This window comes from Gordonia sp. PvP123, from assembly GCF_040547295.1.
In the GTDB taxonomy this organism is placed as follows: domain Bacteria; phylum Actinomycetota; class Actinomycetes; order Mycobacteriales; family Mycobacteriaceae; genus Gordonia; species Gordonia terrae.
Map to the genome: position 1 here is coordinate 161,186 of NZ_JBEPPN010000002.1, position 15,425 is coordinate 176,610.

Genomic DNA, 15,425 nt, shown 5'->3' on the forward strand with positions numbered 1-15,425 from the left:
GGATCGTCGACCCATAGAATCGACGGAGTGTCGACGCAGTCTGCTCTGTCCGGTCTGGCCGCGCTCGCGTGTGCGGACAAGTCCTTCCGCGAGGTGCACACGCACCGGAACGAGCGTCGGCTGGACATCACCGCACCCGACGCGGCGCGGCCGTTCCTCGTCTCGTGCCTGGTCGCCGGTGCCGAGTCCCCGCTCCTCGTCGTGTCGGCCAACGGCCGGGAGGCCGACGATCTGACCGCCGAGCTCGCCGAACTCCTCGACGACGCCGACGCCGTCGCGCAGTTCCCGTCGTGGGAGACACTGCCGCACGAGCGGTTGTCCCCGAGTGCGGACACCGTGGGCCAGCGGCTCGCCGTGTTGCATCGCCTCGCCAACCCGGGTGACACCCCGTTGCGGGTCGTCGTGACCACCGTTCGCTCTCTGGTCCAGCCGATGGCCCCCGGGCTCGGCGACGTCGCGACGGTGACCTTGCGCGAGGGCATCGAGATCGACTTCGACGCGCTGCTGTCCCAGCTCGTCGAGATGGCCTACGAGCGCGTCGACATGGTCGGGCGCCGCGGCGAATTCGCGGTGCGCGGCGGCATTCTCGACGTGTTCCCGACCACGGCCGACCATCCGGTCCGCGTGGAGTTCTGGGGCGACGAGATCACCGAGATGCGCGCGTTCTCGGTCGCCGACCAGCGCAGTCAGCCGGAGGTCGAGACCAGCGAGGTCCGGATCCACCCCTGCCGTGAGCTGCTCCTGACCGAGAAGGTCCGCACGCGCGCCGGCGATCTGGCGGCGAGCAACGCCGACGACCCGACCCTCGCCGAGATGCTCGGCAAGCTCGCCGAGGGCATTCCGGTCGAGGGGATGGAGGCCCTGATCCCCGCGCTCGTCGACGGTGGCATGCAGTTGCTGACCGAGGTGATCCCGGACGGCACGCGGGTGCTCATCCTGGACCCGGAGAAGGTGCGGACCCGTGCATCGGATCTGTCGAAGACGGGGGCGGAGTTCCTCGAGGCGTCGTGGACCGCGGCCGCCATGGGTGCCGGGGCGCCGATCGACGGCAGGTCGTCGACGGGCCTCGGCATCGATCTGCAGGCCAGTGCGTACCGCCCGCTCGACGAGGTGCGGAAGGCGACGCTCGCCGCCGGCCGTCCCTGGTGGACGCTGAGTCCGCTGGCGACCGGCAGCGGGGACGAACTCGAACTCGATCTCGCGCCCGGTCCCGCGCCGCGCGGTGACGAGCAGGAGATCGCGGCGACGTTCGCGCAGTTGCGCGCACACGTGTCCGACGGCAAGACCGCGGCGATCGTGGTGGCGGGCAAGGGCACTGCCCAGCGCGTCGGGGAGCGGCTGTCCGACGCCGAGGTGCCGCATGTGATCGCCGACCCCGGGCATCGTCCGCAGCCCGGTGAGGTCACCGTGTTCTGCGCCCCGCTGCGCGCCGGGATCGTCTGTCCCGATGCGGGACTCGTGGTCGTGGCCGAGGCCGACCTCACCGGCACGCGGGTCGCCAACGTCCGGGACGGCAGGCGGCTGCCGGCCAAGCGGCGCAACCAGGTCGATCCGCTCGCCCTGGCCGCGGGCGACCTCGTGGTGCACGACCAGCACGGCATCGGCAAGTTCGTCGAGATGATCGAACGGACCGTGTCCGGTGCCCGGCGTGAGTACCTCGTGCTGGAGTACGCCTCGAGCAAACGTGGGCAACCGGCCGACCGGTTGTATGTCCCGATGGATGCGCTCGACCAGCTCTCCCGCTATGTCGGCGGCGAGCAGCCGTCGCTGTCGAAGCTCGGCGGATCGGACTGGCAGAACACGAAGCGCAAGGCGCGCAAGGCCGTTCGTGAGATCGCCGGTGAGCTCGTCCAACTCTATGCCGCCCGCCACGCCGCGCCCGGACACGCGTTCGGTCCCGACACGCCGTGGCAGCAGGAGATGGAGGACGCCTTCGACTTCACCGAGACCGTGGATCAGCTCACGGTCATCGCCGAGGTCAAGGCCGACATGGAGCGTGCGGTCCCGATGGACCGCGTCGTGGTCGGCGACGTCGGCTACGGCAAGACCGAGATCGCGGTCCGCGCCGCGTTCAAGGCGGTGCAGGACGGCAAGCAGGTCGCCGTCCTCGTCCCGACGACGATTCTGGCGCAACAACATCTGCAGACCTTCACCGAACGGATGAGCGGGTTCCCGGTGCGGGTGCGCGGACTGTCGCGGTTCACCGACGCCAAGGAATCCCGCGAGATCACCCAGGCGATGTCGAAGGGCGAGGTGGATGTCGTCATCGGCACCCACCGCCTCCTGCAGACCGGGATCGTCTGGAAAGACCTCGGACTCGTCATCGTCGACGAGGAGCAGCGCTTCGGTGTGGAGCACAAGGAGCACATCAAGTCGCTGCGCACCCACGTCGACGTGCTGACGATGTCGGCGACCCCGATCCCGCGCACACTCGAGATGTCGATGGCCGGCATCCGGGAGATGTCGACGATCCTCACCCCGCCCGAGGAGCGGCATCCGGTCCTGACCTACGTCGGCGCCTACGCGCCCAAACAGGTCGCCGCCGCCATCCGCCGAGAACTGCTGCGCGACGGTCAGGTGTTCTACGTGCACAACCGCGTCTCGACCATCGACAAGATGGCCAAGGACATCGCGGCGATGGTCCCGGAAGCGAGAGTCGTTGTCGCACACGGGCAGATGGGTGAAGATCAGCTCGAGCGAACGGTCTCGGGGTTCTGGAATCGCGAATACGACGTGCTGGTCTGCACGACGATCATCGAGACGGGCCTGGACATCTCGAACGCGAACACCCTGATCGTCGACCGCGCCGAGAACCTCGGTCTCTCGCAGTTGCACCAGCTGCGCGGTCGAGTCGGCCGTAGTCGTGAACGCGGGTACGCGTACCTGCTCTACAGTCCGGACCGGCCGCTGACGGAGACCGCGTACGACCGGCTCGCGACGATCGCGCAGAACAACGAGTTGGGCGCGGGCATGGCGGTGGCACTGAAGGATCTCGAATTGCGCGGCGCCGGGAACGTGCTGGGCGCCGAGCAGTCCGGGCACGTGGCCGGTGTCGGCTTCGATCTCTACGTCCGTCTGGTCGGCGAGGCGGTGGAGGCGTATCGCGCTGCCGCGGACGGGAAGCCGGTCGAATCCCGTGAGAAGGGTGAGGTTCGCATCGATCTGCCCGTCGATGCGCACATCCCGGTCGAGTACGTGGACTCCGACCGCCTGCGTCTCGAGGCGTACCGCAAACTCGCGTCGGCAACCGACGACGCCGCAGTCGATTCGGTCCTCGTCGAACTCAACGACCGCTACGGTCCGCCGCCGGTCGAGACCACGCGCCTCGCGTCGATCGCCCGGCTGCGGTTGCGGTGCCGGGAGCGGGGGATCGCCGAGATCGGTCTCGCCGGTCAGGGCGTCAAGATCTCGCCGCTCTCGCTCCTCGACAGCGAGCAGGTGCGCCTGCGTCGTCTCTACTCGTCGGCCACCTACCGCGCGACGACATCCGTGGTCAACCTGCCGATCCCGCGCACCGGTGGCGTCGGGTCGGCGCGTCTGCGCGACGACGAACTGATCGAGTACCTGACGACGTTCCTCACGCAGCTCCGGCCGGAGCCGGTCGCGTGACGGTGGTGCTGCTGGACCCGGCACGGCCAGACCTGATCCCCATCCGGGCGCGTAAGAGTCTCGCCGGACCGGTGCGGGTCACCGAGGACGTGCCCGCGGCGATGCTGTGGGAGTTCGACCATGTCGAGCCGGTCTTCGACGACTCGCCGGACGAATCGGAGTCGGTACTCGTCAGCACCGACCCCGACCATCCACTGGTGCGGTCCCGGATCGCGCGCGGGGAGGAGGTCGTCGCCGCGCAGACGGTCGCCGGCATGGCACTGCTCGAGTCCGTGGCGCTGATGGACACCCTGAGGCGGAACGGGCCATGGGAGAGCACACAGACGCACCACTCGCTGCGCCGCTACCTGCTCGAAGAGGTCTACGAACTCCTCGACGCCATCGAAGCCGGCGATCCCGTCGAGCTCCGCGAAGAACTCGGAGACCTGTTGCTGCAGGTGCTGTTCCACGCGCGGATCGCCGCCGACGACCCCGACGCCCCGTTCGACATCGACGACGTCGCCCGCAGTTTCACCGCCAAGGTCTCGGGCCGCACCCCCGGCGTGCTGTCCGGGGCGCACTCGGATCTCGAGACGCAGATCCGGGAGTGGGAAGAACGCAAGGCCGCCGAGAAGCGGCGCGGATCGGTGCTCGACGGGGTGGCGACCACCCAACCCGCGCTCGCGCTGCTGCAGAAGGTGCTCGAACGTCTCACCGCGGCGCACTATCCCGTCGACACCATCCCGGTGGAGACCCTCACCGTGACGGTGACCGCAGGCGACGACAGCGTCGAGGCGCAGGCGCGAGATCGGGCGCTCGCGTTGATGTCCGACGTCCGGGCAGCCGAGAAGCGCGCAGCCGAGCGGGGCATGACTCTCGACTCGCCGGAGGCGTGGGCGGCCGTGCTCGACGAGAACCCGGCCTGAGCGGGGGGCCGAGACGCTGCGAGCGAGGAACGGTGAGCGCACAGTCGACGAAATCTGGTGCTCAGTCGACGGAATTCGCTGCACAGTCGACGTCGGGTCAGCTCTCGCTTCAGATGGCGAGCGCGGCCAGCTGCTCGGTGAACCCGGCCTCGTCGATCCGGGTGTTGCGTCCGTCCTCGACGAGGATCTCGCCGCCGACCATCACCGTGTCGACGATCGACCGCGAGCCGGTGGTGAGCAGCGATGCCCCGGGATCCCGGACGGGCAGTGTGGCGTAATCGCGGTCGAAGCGCAGCAGCGTGAGGTCCGCGGGGGCCCCGACCGTCACCCCGCCGGCAACCGGCGGTAGGCCGAGTGCGGAGTTCGCACCGCCGCAGGCGATGTCGAGAATCTCGGCGTACCCGAGGAGGTCGGCGCGCCGATGGACGGCCCGCTGGAGGTAGGCGGCGATACGCAGGGTCGCCAGCATGTCCTGGGTGTCGTTGCTCGCGGCGCCGTCGACACCCAGCCCGACGGCCAGTCCGCGCTCCAGCATCGCCGGTATCGGGGCCACCCCGCTTCCCAGCCGCATGTTCGACAACGGGTTGTGCGACACCGCCACGCCTCGGGCCGCGAGGGTTCGCCGGCCGGCGTCGTCGAGCTCGACGCAGTGGACGGCGAGGACCCGATCCCACAGGAAGCCGTTCTGGTCGAGGTGATCGACGGCTCCGAATCCGGTGTGCTGCAGACACATCTGCTCGTCGGTGAGTGTCTCGAGAAGATGGATGGACACCGGCAGGCCGCGGTCTCGGGCGAATTCGCGGATCGTCCCCATCCCGGCCTCGGTGACCGAGCGTGGATTGGGTACCGCCAGGGCCATCGAGATCCGAGACCCGGCGACCTCGTTGCGGAGGTGGTCGACGTGCTCGAGAACGTCGCCGAGCGGTTGCATCAGCCGCGGCTCGAATCCCCACTTGCGAGTCGGATCGGCTCGGTCCGCGACTCCGCGGCCGAGGATCGCGCGGATTCCGGTGTCGCGCAGTGCTCGAACGACGGCGTCGTGGACCTCGCCCGAGGGGTGGGGCCACATGTGTTCGACGACGGTCGTCGTGCCCGACCGCAACAGTTCCAGGCACCCGGACACGGCGGCCAGGTAGGCGCGCTCGGGGGTGATCGCGACCGATTCCTCGCCGACCGCAAGCAACCACTCGAGCAGGGGCGTGCATTCGGCGACGCCTCGCATGAGGGTCTGTTGGAGGTGGGTGTGGGTGTTCACGAAGCCGGGGATCACGAATCCGCCGGTGCCCCCGGCTCCCCGGGTGGTCGACTCGATCGAGGTGACGACCCCCGCGGTGACGTGGATGTCGCAATGGGGTTGCCATCGACCCGCGGTGTACACGGTGACGTCGCGGAAGGCCGGGGCCGCCGTCGGATCGGCGGCCCCGGGGAGGTGTGCGTCCATCACTTCGCGAAGTTCGCGGCGATGCGCTGGGCGAGATAGTCGGCAGCGGTGATCGGCGGGTAGGTGCCGCCGGCGCTCTTGATCAGCACGTCGGAGTTCGCCTGTGCGAAGTACGCGAGCGTGTAGCGCGGACCGGTGTACTCGCCTCGTCGTGGGGCCCGGACCCGGTGGAAGTTCGACGGCAACCGGTCGTCGGACCAGCGCATGAGCATGTCGCCGATGTTGCAGGTGATGGCGTCGTCGGATGGCTCGACCGACGTCCAGGCCTGGCCGTCGGCCTCCGCTCCGGGAAGCACCTGGAGGCCGCCCTGGCCGGACCGCTGGAAGAGTAGGGTCAGGGCGTCGAAATCGGTGTGTGCGCCTGCGCGCCAGCTGTTCTCGGAATCGATCAACTCGTCCGGGAAGGCATAGTAGTGCAGTAGCCGCAGCGTGCTCTGATAGGTGTCCGCCGACGGGTCGTGCGCCCGGGTGAAGAAGTCGTGGGCAAGTCCGAGGCGCTCGGCGAAGCAGCTGAGCAGGGTCATGGCCAGCGACCAGCACCGGTGCTCGAACTCCTCGATGGTGGCGCGGAATCCGGCCAGCTCGTCCTCACTCGGCCACAGACCCTCCATGCGCGGGCGGGTGAACTGGTAGGACTCCTTCTGGTCCGGGGTTCCGATCGACGGGCGGACCTGGGTGCGGTACTCCCAGCCGGCGTTCTGACCCTTCTTGAGCGGGTACTGCTCCTTCACCTCACGGGGGAGTGCGAAGAACCGGGCGGACATGTCGAACGCGTGGTCCACCGCGGCCAGGTCGATGCCGTGGTCGACGACCTGGAAGAAGCCGATGTCGGTTGCGGCCGACCAGAGTTGATCGGCGATCTCGTCGCGGCGGTTGTCGAGGTCGGCAAGGCTGATGCGGCGAATCTCGCGGGCGGTGGTCTCGGTGCCCAGCCCGCCCATCCGGCGTTCGCGGTCGAGCTCGGCCATGTCGGCCGGTGAGTGCAGTGGGGTGGTCTCGGTCATCGTGAATCTCTTCTGTGGTCGGAGACGGTGGAACGGACGTGTCGGGTCAGCGGATCTGTTCGCTGATGAACTCGGTCGTGAACAACTGGTCGGCGGGCAGCGACGGTGGGAGGTCGGCGCCGCCGGCGTTCAGGATCGGGACGAGATCGTTGATCACGTTCTGTGCCTTGACCATGTCGTAACTGCCGTACACACCGTCGGTGCCCGGGGCGATGACCGCGCGATCCTTGAGCAGCCCCGCCGAGTACGCCGCCTCGCCGGCCGAATAGGGGGTGAAAGAGACGTCCTGGGACACCCAGTCGACGATGGTCGCGTTGATCGATTCCGGCGCGGCCACATAGTCCTTACCGGTCTGCTGGATCATCGGGACCAGCTTCGCCAGGCACGGCGACATCTCCGCGACGTCATCCGCGCGTACCGAGACGTTCGACGCATACACGTCGTACCCGGCGTCTTTCACCATCGCGTAGGCGACCGGCTTGTTCCACGACGGGGTCTCGTTCTCGTAGGTGTAGGGCTCGGAGTTGGCGAATCCCTGCTGGGTGATGGACGGGTCGCCGACGAAGCGGGCCGGTGCACCGTCGTAGCTGGTGTCGAGCTGACTCTGATCGAGCAGTCCCTTCGCCACCAGCCACTGCGGGAAGATCTGATCCTTGGAGACCACCACGCTGGCGTCGGATCTGCCGATGTCGGCGATCGTCGTGACGTCCGGGTGGGATGCGGGGTCCCACATGATGATCGACGGGTTGTACTGCAGCAACGGCGTCACTCCGACGACACGTTGATCTCTGGCCGCGGAGATCATCTGGTCGCCGTGGACGAGGCCGAGGTGGATGGAGTCGTCGGAGTACATCGCGGAGGGGACCGACTGGAATCCGATCGCGGGACCGCCTGCGCGCAAAGTGATGTCGACACCGGTGTCCAGGCCATCGAAGGCGAGCGGCCCGGAGACCGACTTGTTGTCGGTGTCGACGGTGTACCCCGGGCCGAGGAGTCCGATGACCCCGGCCATGTCGGACTGCGGTTGCCACTGCAGTTGGATCACGACGTTGTCGGGACAGGTTCCGGCAAGGGAGTATTCGGCGGGCGCCGGCGGCAGGCTCGACGCCGCGGTGTCGCCGGACCCCGAGCTCGAGCATCCGGCCAGAACGGCCGCGCAGAGGGTCGCCGCCGTGGCCACGGCCAGACGCGAGGCGTTGGTACGGGACGGTGGGTGAGAAGTCATGGGATCTCCTGGACTCAGGCCGGACGTTCGCGACACATTCGCGATCTACATGTGAAGCTAGGCGGCCGATTCGGATTCCGCCAGCCGGGACGAGGCGCGGTCTCATCGACATGAATCCGTCGGTAAATGCTTCTGAACTGGACTTATGTCGTTGGAGAGATTCGGTGATGGGGTTGGTTCCCCGTTGCCGGTGACGCAGTGTTTACACGATGTCATCGGGCTGAAATACATGTAACCAATCATGAACAGGCAGACATTGGCTGTTGCCTACATGTAGCGAAGACGGGAAGGCCGCATGAGAATGTACGACACGGTGAACGACGTGGATGCGCGACATCTCACCAAGGATGTCGTCGCCTCCGTCTCCGGGGTGACGAAGCGATTCCATTCGGGGACCCGTGCGCTGGACCGGGTGGACCTCGACGTGCGCACCGGCGACTTCGTGGCGGTCGTGGGACCGTCGGGATGCGGCAAGTCCACCCTGCTCCGGATGGTCGCGGGACTCGAGAAGCCTACGGACGGAAGCGTGGCGCTCGCCACGGAGTCGGTCGGGTTCATCTTCCAGGAGCCCACCCTCCTGGCCTGGCGCAGCGTGCGGGGCAATGTCGAACTCTGCGCCGAGATCGCACGACTGCCGCGGGGCGAACGCCGGCGCCGGGCGCAGGCCGCGATCGATGCGGTTGGTCTCACCGGATTCGAGTCGCAGCTGCCGCGCATGCTGTCGGGCGGCATGAAGATGCGTGCCTCACTGGCCCGGGCACTGACCTCCGAGCCCGAACTGCTGCTCCTCGACGAGCCCTTCGGTGCTCTTGACGAGATGACCCGACTCGACATGCAATCCGAGTTGCAACGGCTCTACGCCGAACGCCGATTCACCGCGATGTTCATCACGCACTCGGTGTCCGAAGCGGTGTTCCTCGCCAACCGGGTGATCGTGATGTCCGCACGTCCCGGGCGAATCGTCGCCGACATCGGCATCGACTTCGCTCACCCCCGCCACCCGGATCTGCGTCATGACAGCCGCTTCACCGACCGTGTCGCCGAGATCTCCGAGACCCTCCGAGGTGCACGATGACCACTGCCGCCCGATCCCGCCCCGTCACCGGCGTGCAACCCGATCAGACGCCGGCGTCCGCCGGGGGACCGTCGGGGTCATCGCGGCGCGGTACCGCGCGCCGCGCGGCGCTGGGCGTGCTCCGATACGGGGCCCCACCGGTACTGTCCCTCGCCGTCGCGATCGGCGCCTGGTATGCGGTCAGCTATCTGATCCTCGCTCCCGCACGGCGTTTCCTGCTCCCACCCCCGCACGCCGTGCTGTTCGACTCGCTGCTCGAACCGGATCACGTGGGCCCTATGCTCGACGCGCTCTGGGTCACCGCCAAGGTGTGCCTCGTCGGCTTCGTCGTCGCCGCGCTCATCGGGGTGTCCATCGGGGTCCTGATGAGCCGAGGGTCCTTTCTCGAACGCGCGATCTACCCCTGGGCCGTTGTGCTCCAGGTGATCCCGGTGCTGGCGATCGTGCCGTTGATCGGTCTGTGGTTCGGTTACGGGATGGTCGCCCGCACCATCGTGTGCGTGATCATCGCCATCTTCCCGATCATCGCCAACACACACTTCGGTCTCGTCTCGGTCGACAAGTCCTCACAGGAGCTGTTCACGCTGTCCAAGGCGACGCCGGTGCAACGCCTGCTGATGCTCGAGTTCCCGTCGGCGCTGCCGTCGATGATGACGGGTTTCCGGACCGCCTCGGGGCTCGTCGTGGTCGGCGCCATCATCGGAGACATGTTCTTCGCCAAGGGCGAGCCGGGAATCGGCACGCTGCTCGACATCTACCGGGCCCGCCTGCAGTCCGACGACCTGATCGCCGCGATCGTCCTGGCATCGGTCTTCGGCATCCTCGTCTTCGGCATCTTCGGCATCCTCAACGCCGCCGTCAACCGCCGACGCTGACGACACGTCGCATCCACGCTCGCACCACTCCACTTTCGTCTCGACTCCACCCGGAGGACACATGTTCACCGTTCCCACGATCGACATCTCGGCCTACCGCGACCCGCACAGCACGCCCGCGGAGCGGAGCCGAGTGGCGCGCGCCCTCGACGACGCCTGCAGCGGAGTCGGTTTCGTCCAGATCGTCGGTCACGGCATCGCACCGGCCGTCATCGACGCCCTGACCGCGGCGCTCGACGAGTTCTACGCGCTACCGCTCGAGGAGAAGAAGCGATATGCCCGGCCGGGTCAGAACCGTGGCTACAGCCCCCCGAAGAGTGAATCGCTGAGCATGAGTCTCGGTGTCGCGGCGGCCAACCAGATGAACGACTTCTACGAGGCGTTCACCGTCGGCTCGGAGGGTGCCTGGTTCCCGGACCTGGACCTACCGGAGTCCAGCTACCCGACGAACACGTGGCCGGACGCGGCCCCGGGCTTCCGCGGTGCCGTAGAGGACTGGTTCGGCGCCGCGCGCGACCTCTCCCGAGTTCTGCTCACCGCGTTCACCGATGCGCTCGGTCTGCCTGCGGGCCACTTCGACTCGATGACCGACCACTCCATCGATGCGCTGAAGTTGAACAACTACACCCTCCCCGAAGGGGAGATCGAACTCGCCGGGGACTTGACCGGGATGGGTGCGCACACCGACTTCGGCATCCTCACCGTGCTGTGGGCCGACCAGGTACCCGGGCTCCAGGTGCTCGATCACGAGGGCCGATGGCACGACGTGGCGCCCGCCGACGGCGCATTGCTGGTCAACCTCGGGGATGCCATGGCGCGGTGGACGAATGACCGGTGGCGTTCGACCGTGCACCGCGTCGACCCGCCGGTCGTCGACGGCCGGATCCTCCGTCGCCGGTCGGCGGCGTTCTTCTTCGACGGCAACGCCGACGCCCTCATCGAGACGCTGCCCGGGTGCGCCCGCACCGATCACCCCGGATATCCACCGATCACCGTCGCCGAGAACATCAACGCGAAACTGGCCGGGATGAAGAACGGCGTCGCACCCGCCGGAGCCGATCGCGAGGCGCAGCGCGTGATGGCCGCGGGATGATGCCGTCGGCGATGATGCCGTCTGGGCCGCGGCCTTCTACGCTGGGACGGTCATGACTGGAAACGGAGACGACGGCGCCCTGCTCACGCAGTCGGTCCTGCGCCGCATACGCGACGAGATCTTCGACGGCACCCTCGAACCCGGTGCGTCGCTCTCGGTTCCGGGGTTGGCCGCTCGACTGGACGTCTCGCGCAGTCCGGTTCGGGAGGCGGTCCAGCAACTCGTCATGGACGGGCTGGCCGTCTACACCCCGCGAGTCGGGGCGAAGGTCGCGGTGCTCGACGACGCGATGCTGCGGCACGTCTTCGAGGTCCGCGAGGTGCTCGACGGTCTCGCCGCCCGCCAGGCCACGGTGCGGGTGACGCGCGCGGAGCTGGCGGGCCTGTGGGAGCGGGTCCGAGAACAGGAGCGGTTGCTGGACACCGATCCCGATCACCGACGCGACGCCGAACTCGACCTCGACTTCCACACCGCGGTCCGGTCGTTGTCGGGCAATGCGCCGCTGTGCGATGCCCTGCTGAAGCTCGACACCCAGTCACACCTGTACCGGTCCGACATGTGGTCGCACGAGGACAACCGCCGGCATGCCGTGACCGAACACCGCCGGATCGTCGCGGCGCTGGAGGCCGGCGACGCCGACGGGGCCGACCGGGCCGCACGGGCGCACGCCGCCGGCGTCCTCGTGCGCCTGCTCCGGACCTGAGGCCCTCTCGTCGGGGCGCGACTCAGGCGAAGAGGTGTTGTCCCCACCACTCGCCGGGAGCGAGCCCGGGGGGTATGGCGAAGACGGACGACCCGTTGGGGATGAGGTATTCGGTCATCGCGTCTCTGCGGGAGAGCGCGTGTTGCATCGGGACGAACTGCCGTCCGGTGTCTCGGTTGAACGCGATGAAGAACAGGCCTGCGTCCAGGTGGCCGAAGCCGTCCGAGCCGTCGGTGAAGTTGTACCCGCGCCGCAGGATTCGGACGCCGCCGAGGTTGTCGGGATGCGCGAGCCGGATGTGGGCGTCGCGGGGGATGACCGGCGTGCGGCCGGAGGTGACCGCGAAGTCGGGTGTGTCGAATTCGTCGGTCTGTCCCAGCGGTGCGCCGGCCGCCTTCGTGCGACCGACGATCTGTTCCTGTTCGAGCAGGTGGGCGCGGTCCCACGGCTCGATGTCCATGCGGATGCGTCGGGCGACGAGGTAGGTGCCGCCGGTCATCCAGCGGGCGGCCGGCGGGTTGTCCTCGGCGCCGACCCACACCCAGCGGTCGAGCAGCTCGGTGTCCTCCGCCCGGAGGTTGTTGGTCCCGTCCTTGAACCCGAACAGGTTTCGTGGTGTCGACTGCGACTGGGTGGTCGACGAGGTGCGGCCGAAGCCGAGCTGGGACCAGCGCACCGCGGCCACGCCGAAGGCCATGCGGGCCAGGTTGCGGATCGCGTGGACCGCGACCTGCGGATCGTCGGCACATGCCTGGATGCAGATGTCGCCGTAGGACCGTGCGGGTTCGATCTTCTCCGCCGCGAAACCGGGAAGGTCTCGCAGGGCAGCGGGTTTGCGGTCACCGATGCCGAACCGGTCGGGGCGGGTGGGGTCGGCGGCGCAGGGACCGAACAGTCCCGGGCCGAAACCGATGGTGAGAGTGAGGTTCGCGGCGCCGAGTCCGAGCGCTTCGCCGGTGTCGGCCGGTGGTGTGTAGTCACCGAGTCCGGTCGCGCCGTCGTCGACGGTCTCCTCGCCGCGAGTCATCCGTTCGGCCGCCGCGGTCCAGCGTTGCAGCATGGCGATGAGTTCGGCGCGGGAGTCGGTGACGACGTCGAAGCTGGCGAAGTGCAACCGGTCCTGGGCTGCGGTGGTGATGCCTGCCTGGTGCTCGCCGCGGAACTCGACGATCTGGCCGGGTGGCGACTGCGACGACGCCGAGGCCCGCCCGAGGGCGACCCCGCCCGCGGCGACGACGAGTCCGGCGCCGGCGCCGCCGATCACCGCGCGACGGGAGAACCCGCGCCGTGGGGACCGGGGTGCGGCATCGGTTTCGCCGTCGCGCGGGTCGGAGGTCGGATCACTCACTGGGCCAGCACGATCCCGGGAACCTGCGACAGTGTCGCCGACAGCGCGTCGATCTGGTTGGACATCTCCTTGCGCTGGTCCGCGGAGACCTCGGTGTAGGACACGTACCCGTCGCCGGAGCGATAGGTGTTCACCGAGTCGCGCACGGTGGCGAACTGGGCGGTGATGGTGTCCATCAGCTTCGGGTCCTTCGCCGAGATGATCGGCTGCAGTGTCGCGATCGCGGTCTCCGAGCCGTCGAGATTGCCGGCGAAGTCCCACAGGTCGGTGTGCGAGTACCGGTCTTCCTCGCCGTCGATCTTGGTGGCGGCGACCTCGTCGATGAGCGCCTGGGGGCCCTTCACGAACGACCCGGTCTCGAACTCGAACCCGGGTGCGTTGACCTCGTCGCGGAGCTTGGTCACGTCGGCGAGGAGCTGATCGGCGACCGGCGCGATGGTCTGCGGGTTGTCGGTGGCGGCCGCGTTCTGCGCGTCGGCCGGGGTGATCTGGCCGGGTGCGTCGCCGATCTCGGCCGGCTGCGGCGGCCACAGGAAACGTTCGATGCGGTGGAAGCCGGTGAACGGCTGGGCGCCGTCCTCGGTGTCGTCCCACCGCATGTCGATGGCGGGGTCGAGGTCGGGGAAGGATTCGGCGACGGGCTCGATGCGTTCGTACGGTGTGCGTGCGAGTCCGAACTGGGCGCGAGCGGCGTCGAGGTCGCCTGTCTTGACGCTGCCGACGAAGGCGGTCACCTGTGCGTGCAGGGTGTTGAGCTGGTTGCGGACGTACTCGAGGTACTGGCCCTTGGCGGCGGTCACGTCCGCGGGCACGTCGGCCTTTTTCTTGCGCTCGCCGCCGACGGTGAGTTCGGTGCGGATGCCGGTTCCGACCATGCCCGGTTTGCAGGCCACCGTGTAGGTGCCGGGTTCGACGATCTCCACGCTGAGGTTGCCCGACAGTCCGGGACCGATGTTCTCGACCTCGCCGAGTACGCGGTTGTTGGTGCCGTACACGTAGAACTCGGTGACCTTGTCGCCGGAGTTCGTGACGGCGAAATCGACGTTGCCCGTGGTCGCCTCCGTGCTCGCGAGGTCGCATGCATCGTTGGTGGACGTGACCGTGATCGCACCGTCCGAGGTGGCCTTCTGGGTACAGCCGGCCAGCAGCACGGGTGACACGAGTGCCACGACCGCGCCGGCGGCCATCACGGTTCTGCGATTCACTGAGGGTTCCTTTCGGTTGCGGCTTCCGCGGATGCGGGGTTCTGCGTGGACGTCGAGCCCGGAGCGGAGGCGGCGGGGGAGACCTGGGGTGCCGGGCTCAGTTGCCGCCGGCAGAAGATCGTCAGTACGACGGCCACGTAGGTGACCCACGCGACGACCTGCAGGACGGTGGGGTCGGGCCGGAAGTTGAAGATGCCGCCGAGCACGGTGCCGTACCAGGACGACGCGTCGTATCCCCCGGAGACGTCGAAGGCCACCGCCCCGTGCCCGGGTAGCCACCCGACGGTCTGCAGGGCGCCGACGCCGTAGGTGAGGATCCCGGCCGCCACGAAGATCAGGAAGATGCCGGTGTAGATGAAGAACAACCGCAGATCCAGTCGGATCGCGCCGAGGTAGATCAGCACGGTCAGTGCGACCGCGGCCACGACCCCGAGCAGCAGGCCGATCAACGGCCACACTCCGCCGGAAACGCTCTCGGCATAACCGACCATCAGCAACGCGGTCTCGAATCCCTCGCGCCCGACGGCGAGGAACGCCAGTCCCATCACCGAGGCCCGACCGGCGACGAGCGCCCGCGACATCCCGCTCTTGAGATCGGCGGAGATGTGCCGGGCGGCCTTGCTCATCCACAGCACCATGAACGTCACGATCCCGACCGCGACCAGCGAGGCGACCCCGGCGATGGTCTCGGCCGCGAGCGGGGTCATGGTGGACGTGCCGAAGTGGATCACCAGGAACACCACGACGACCATCGCCACCGCGGCGGCCACACCCGACCAGATCCACTTGAGCGCGTCTCGTCGTCCGGTCTTCACCACGTAGGCGACGAGAACCATGACCACGATGCCGGTTTCGAGCCCTTCGCGTAATCCGATCAAACCGCTGCCGAACATCTGCGTGAACGTCGAGGGCGCGTCGCTCGCTGCTGCGAACAGGCCGCCG

Annotated in this window: 12 protein-coding genes; 6 read left to right on the top strand and 6 right to left on the bottom strand. The window is 68.3% G+C overall.

From position 1 onward, the window contains the following. Positions 1–27 precede the first annotated feature (27 nt). Positions 28–3,609 (top strand): transcription-repair coupling factor, encoded by a 3,582-nt coding sequence (gene mfd, locus ABIC25_RS03595; RefSeq protein WP_354559995.1) that lies wholly within the window; start codon positions 28–30, stop codon positions 3,607–3,609. After that, complete coding sequence (locus ABIC25_RS03600; protein WP_248645018.1) at positions 3,606–4,514, top strand: nucleoside triphosphate pyrophosphohydrolase; 909 nt, start codon at positions 3,606–3,608, stop codon at positions 4,512–4,514. The genes mfd and ABIC25_RS03600 overlap by 4 nt, the downstream gene beginning before the upstream one ends. A 109-nt stretch (positions 4,515–4,623) precedes the next feature. Here ABIC25_RS03600 and ABIC25_RS03605 read toward each other — a convergent pair whose 3' ends face one another. Genes ABIC25_RS03605 through ABIC25_RS03615 form a run of 3 tightly spaced genes read right to left on the bottom strand, consistent with a single transcriptional unit; the run spans position 4,624 to position 8,184 of the window. Next, a complete protein-coding gene (locus tag ABIC25_RS03605) occupies positions 4,624–5,955 on the bottom strand; it encodes an amidohydrolase family protein (protein ID WP_354559997.1) in 1,332 nt (443 codons plus the stop codon). Then, positions 5,955–6,959 carry an isopenicillin N synthase family dioxygenase gene (locus ABIC25_RS03610; protein ID WP_239400701.1) on the bottom strand — a complete coding sequence of 335 codons (1,005 nt, stop codon included), beginning with the start codon at positions 6,957–6,959 and terminating at the stop codon, positions 5,955–5,957. Before ABIC25_RS03610 ends, ABIC25_RS03605 begins: the two co-directional genes overlap by 1 nt. A gap of 46 nt (positions 6,960–7,005) precedes the next feature. Then, positions 7,006–8,184 (bottom strand): nitrate ABC transporter substrate-binding protein, encoded by a 1,179-nt coding sequence (locus ABIC25_RS03615; RefSeq protein WP_354559999.1) that lies wholly within the window; start codon positions 8,182–8,184, stop codon positions 7,006–7,008. 295 nt (positions 8,185–8,479) lie between these two features. On the opposite strand from ABIC25_RS03615, the gene ABIC25_RS03620 reads away from it, so the two are divergent. The 4 genes from ABIC25_RS03620 to ABIC25_RS03635 all read left to right on the top strand — a co-directional run bounded on the left by ABIC25_RS03620 (position 8,480) and on the right by ABIC25_RS03635 (position 11,930). After that, the gene (locus ABIC25_RS03620) at positions 8,480–9,259 is read left to right on the top strand and encodes an ABC transporter ATP-binding protein (protein WP_354560001.1); all 780 of its coding nucleotides are present in this window, start codon (positions 8,480–8,482) and stop codon (positions 9,257–9,259) included. Next, positions 9,256–10,134, top strand: coding sequence for an ABC transporter permease (locus tag ABIC25_RS03625; RefSeq protein ID WP_004022664.1), 879 nt, complete (start codon positions 9,256–9,258; stop codon positions 10,132–10,134). Before ABIC25_RS03620 ends, ABIC25_RS03625 begins: the two co-directional genes overlap by 4 nt. A 61-nt stretch (positions 10,135–10,195) precedes the next feature. Further along, positions 10,196–11,227 carry an isopenicillin N synthase family dioxygenase gene (locus ABIC25_RS03630; RefSeq protein ID WP_354560003.1) on the top strand — a complete coding sequence of 344 codons (1,032 nt, stop codon included), beginning with the start codon at positions 10,196–10,198 and terminating at the stop codon, positions 11,225–11,227. Between the two features lie 52 nt (positions 11,228–11,279). Further along, a complete protein-coding gene (locus tag ABIC25_RS03635; RefSeq protein ID WP_004022666.1) occupies positions 11,280–11,930 on the top strand; it encodes a GntR family transcriptional regulator in 651 nt (216 codons plus the stop codon). Positions 11,931–11,952: 22 nt separating this feature from the next. On the opposite strand, the gene efeB is transcribed toward ABIC25_RS03635, so the two are convergent. The 3 genes from efeB to efeU are packed head-to-tail and all read right to left on the bottom strand — an operon-like array spanning position 11,953 to position 15,376. Beyond that, positions 11,953–13,278 carry an iron uptake transporter deferrochelatase/peroxidase subunit gene (gene efeB, locus ABIC25_RS03640; RefSeq protein WP_239400691.1) on the bottom strand — a complete coding sequence of 442 codons (1,326 nt, stop codon included), beginning with the start codon at positions 13,276–13,278 and terminating at the stop codon, positions 11,953–11,955. Then, positions 13,275–14,483 carry an iron uptake system protein EfeO gene (gene efeO / locus ABIC25_RS03645; RefSeq protein ID WP_354560005.1) on the bottom strand — a complete coding sequence of 403 codons (1,209 nt, stop codon included), beginning with the start codon at positions 14,481–14,483 and terminating at the stop codon, positions 13,275–13,277. The genes efeB and efeO overlap by 4 nt, the downstream gene beginning before the upstream one ends. Then, on the bottom strand, positions 14,480–15,376 hold the full coding sequence (gene efeU, locus ABIC25_RS03650) for an iron uptake transporter permease EfeU (RefSeq protein WP_354560325.1): 897 nt from the start codon (positions 15,374–15,376) through the stop codon (positions 14,480–14,482). Before efeU ends, efeO begins: the two co-directional genes overlap by 4 nt. Positions 15,377–15,425 lie beyond the last annotated feature (49 nt).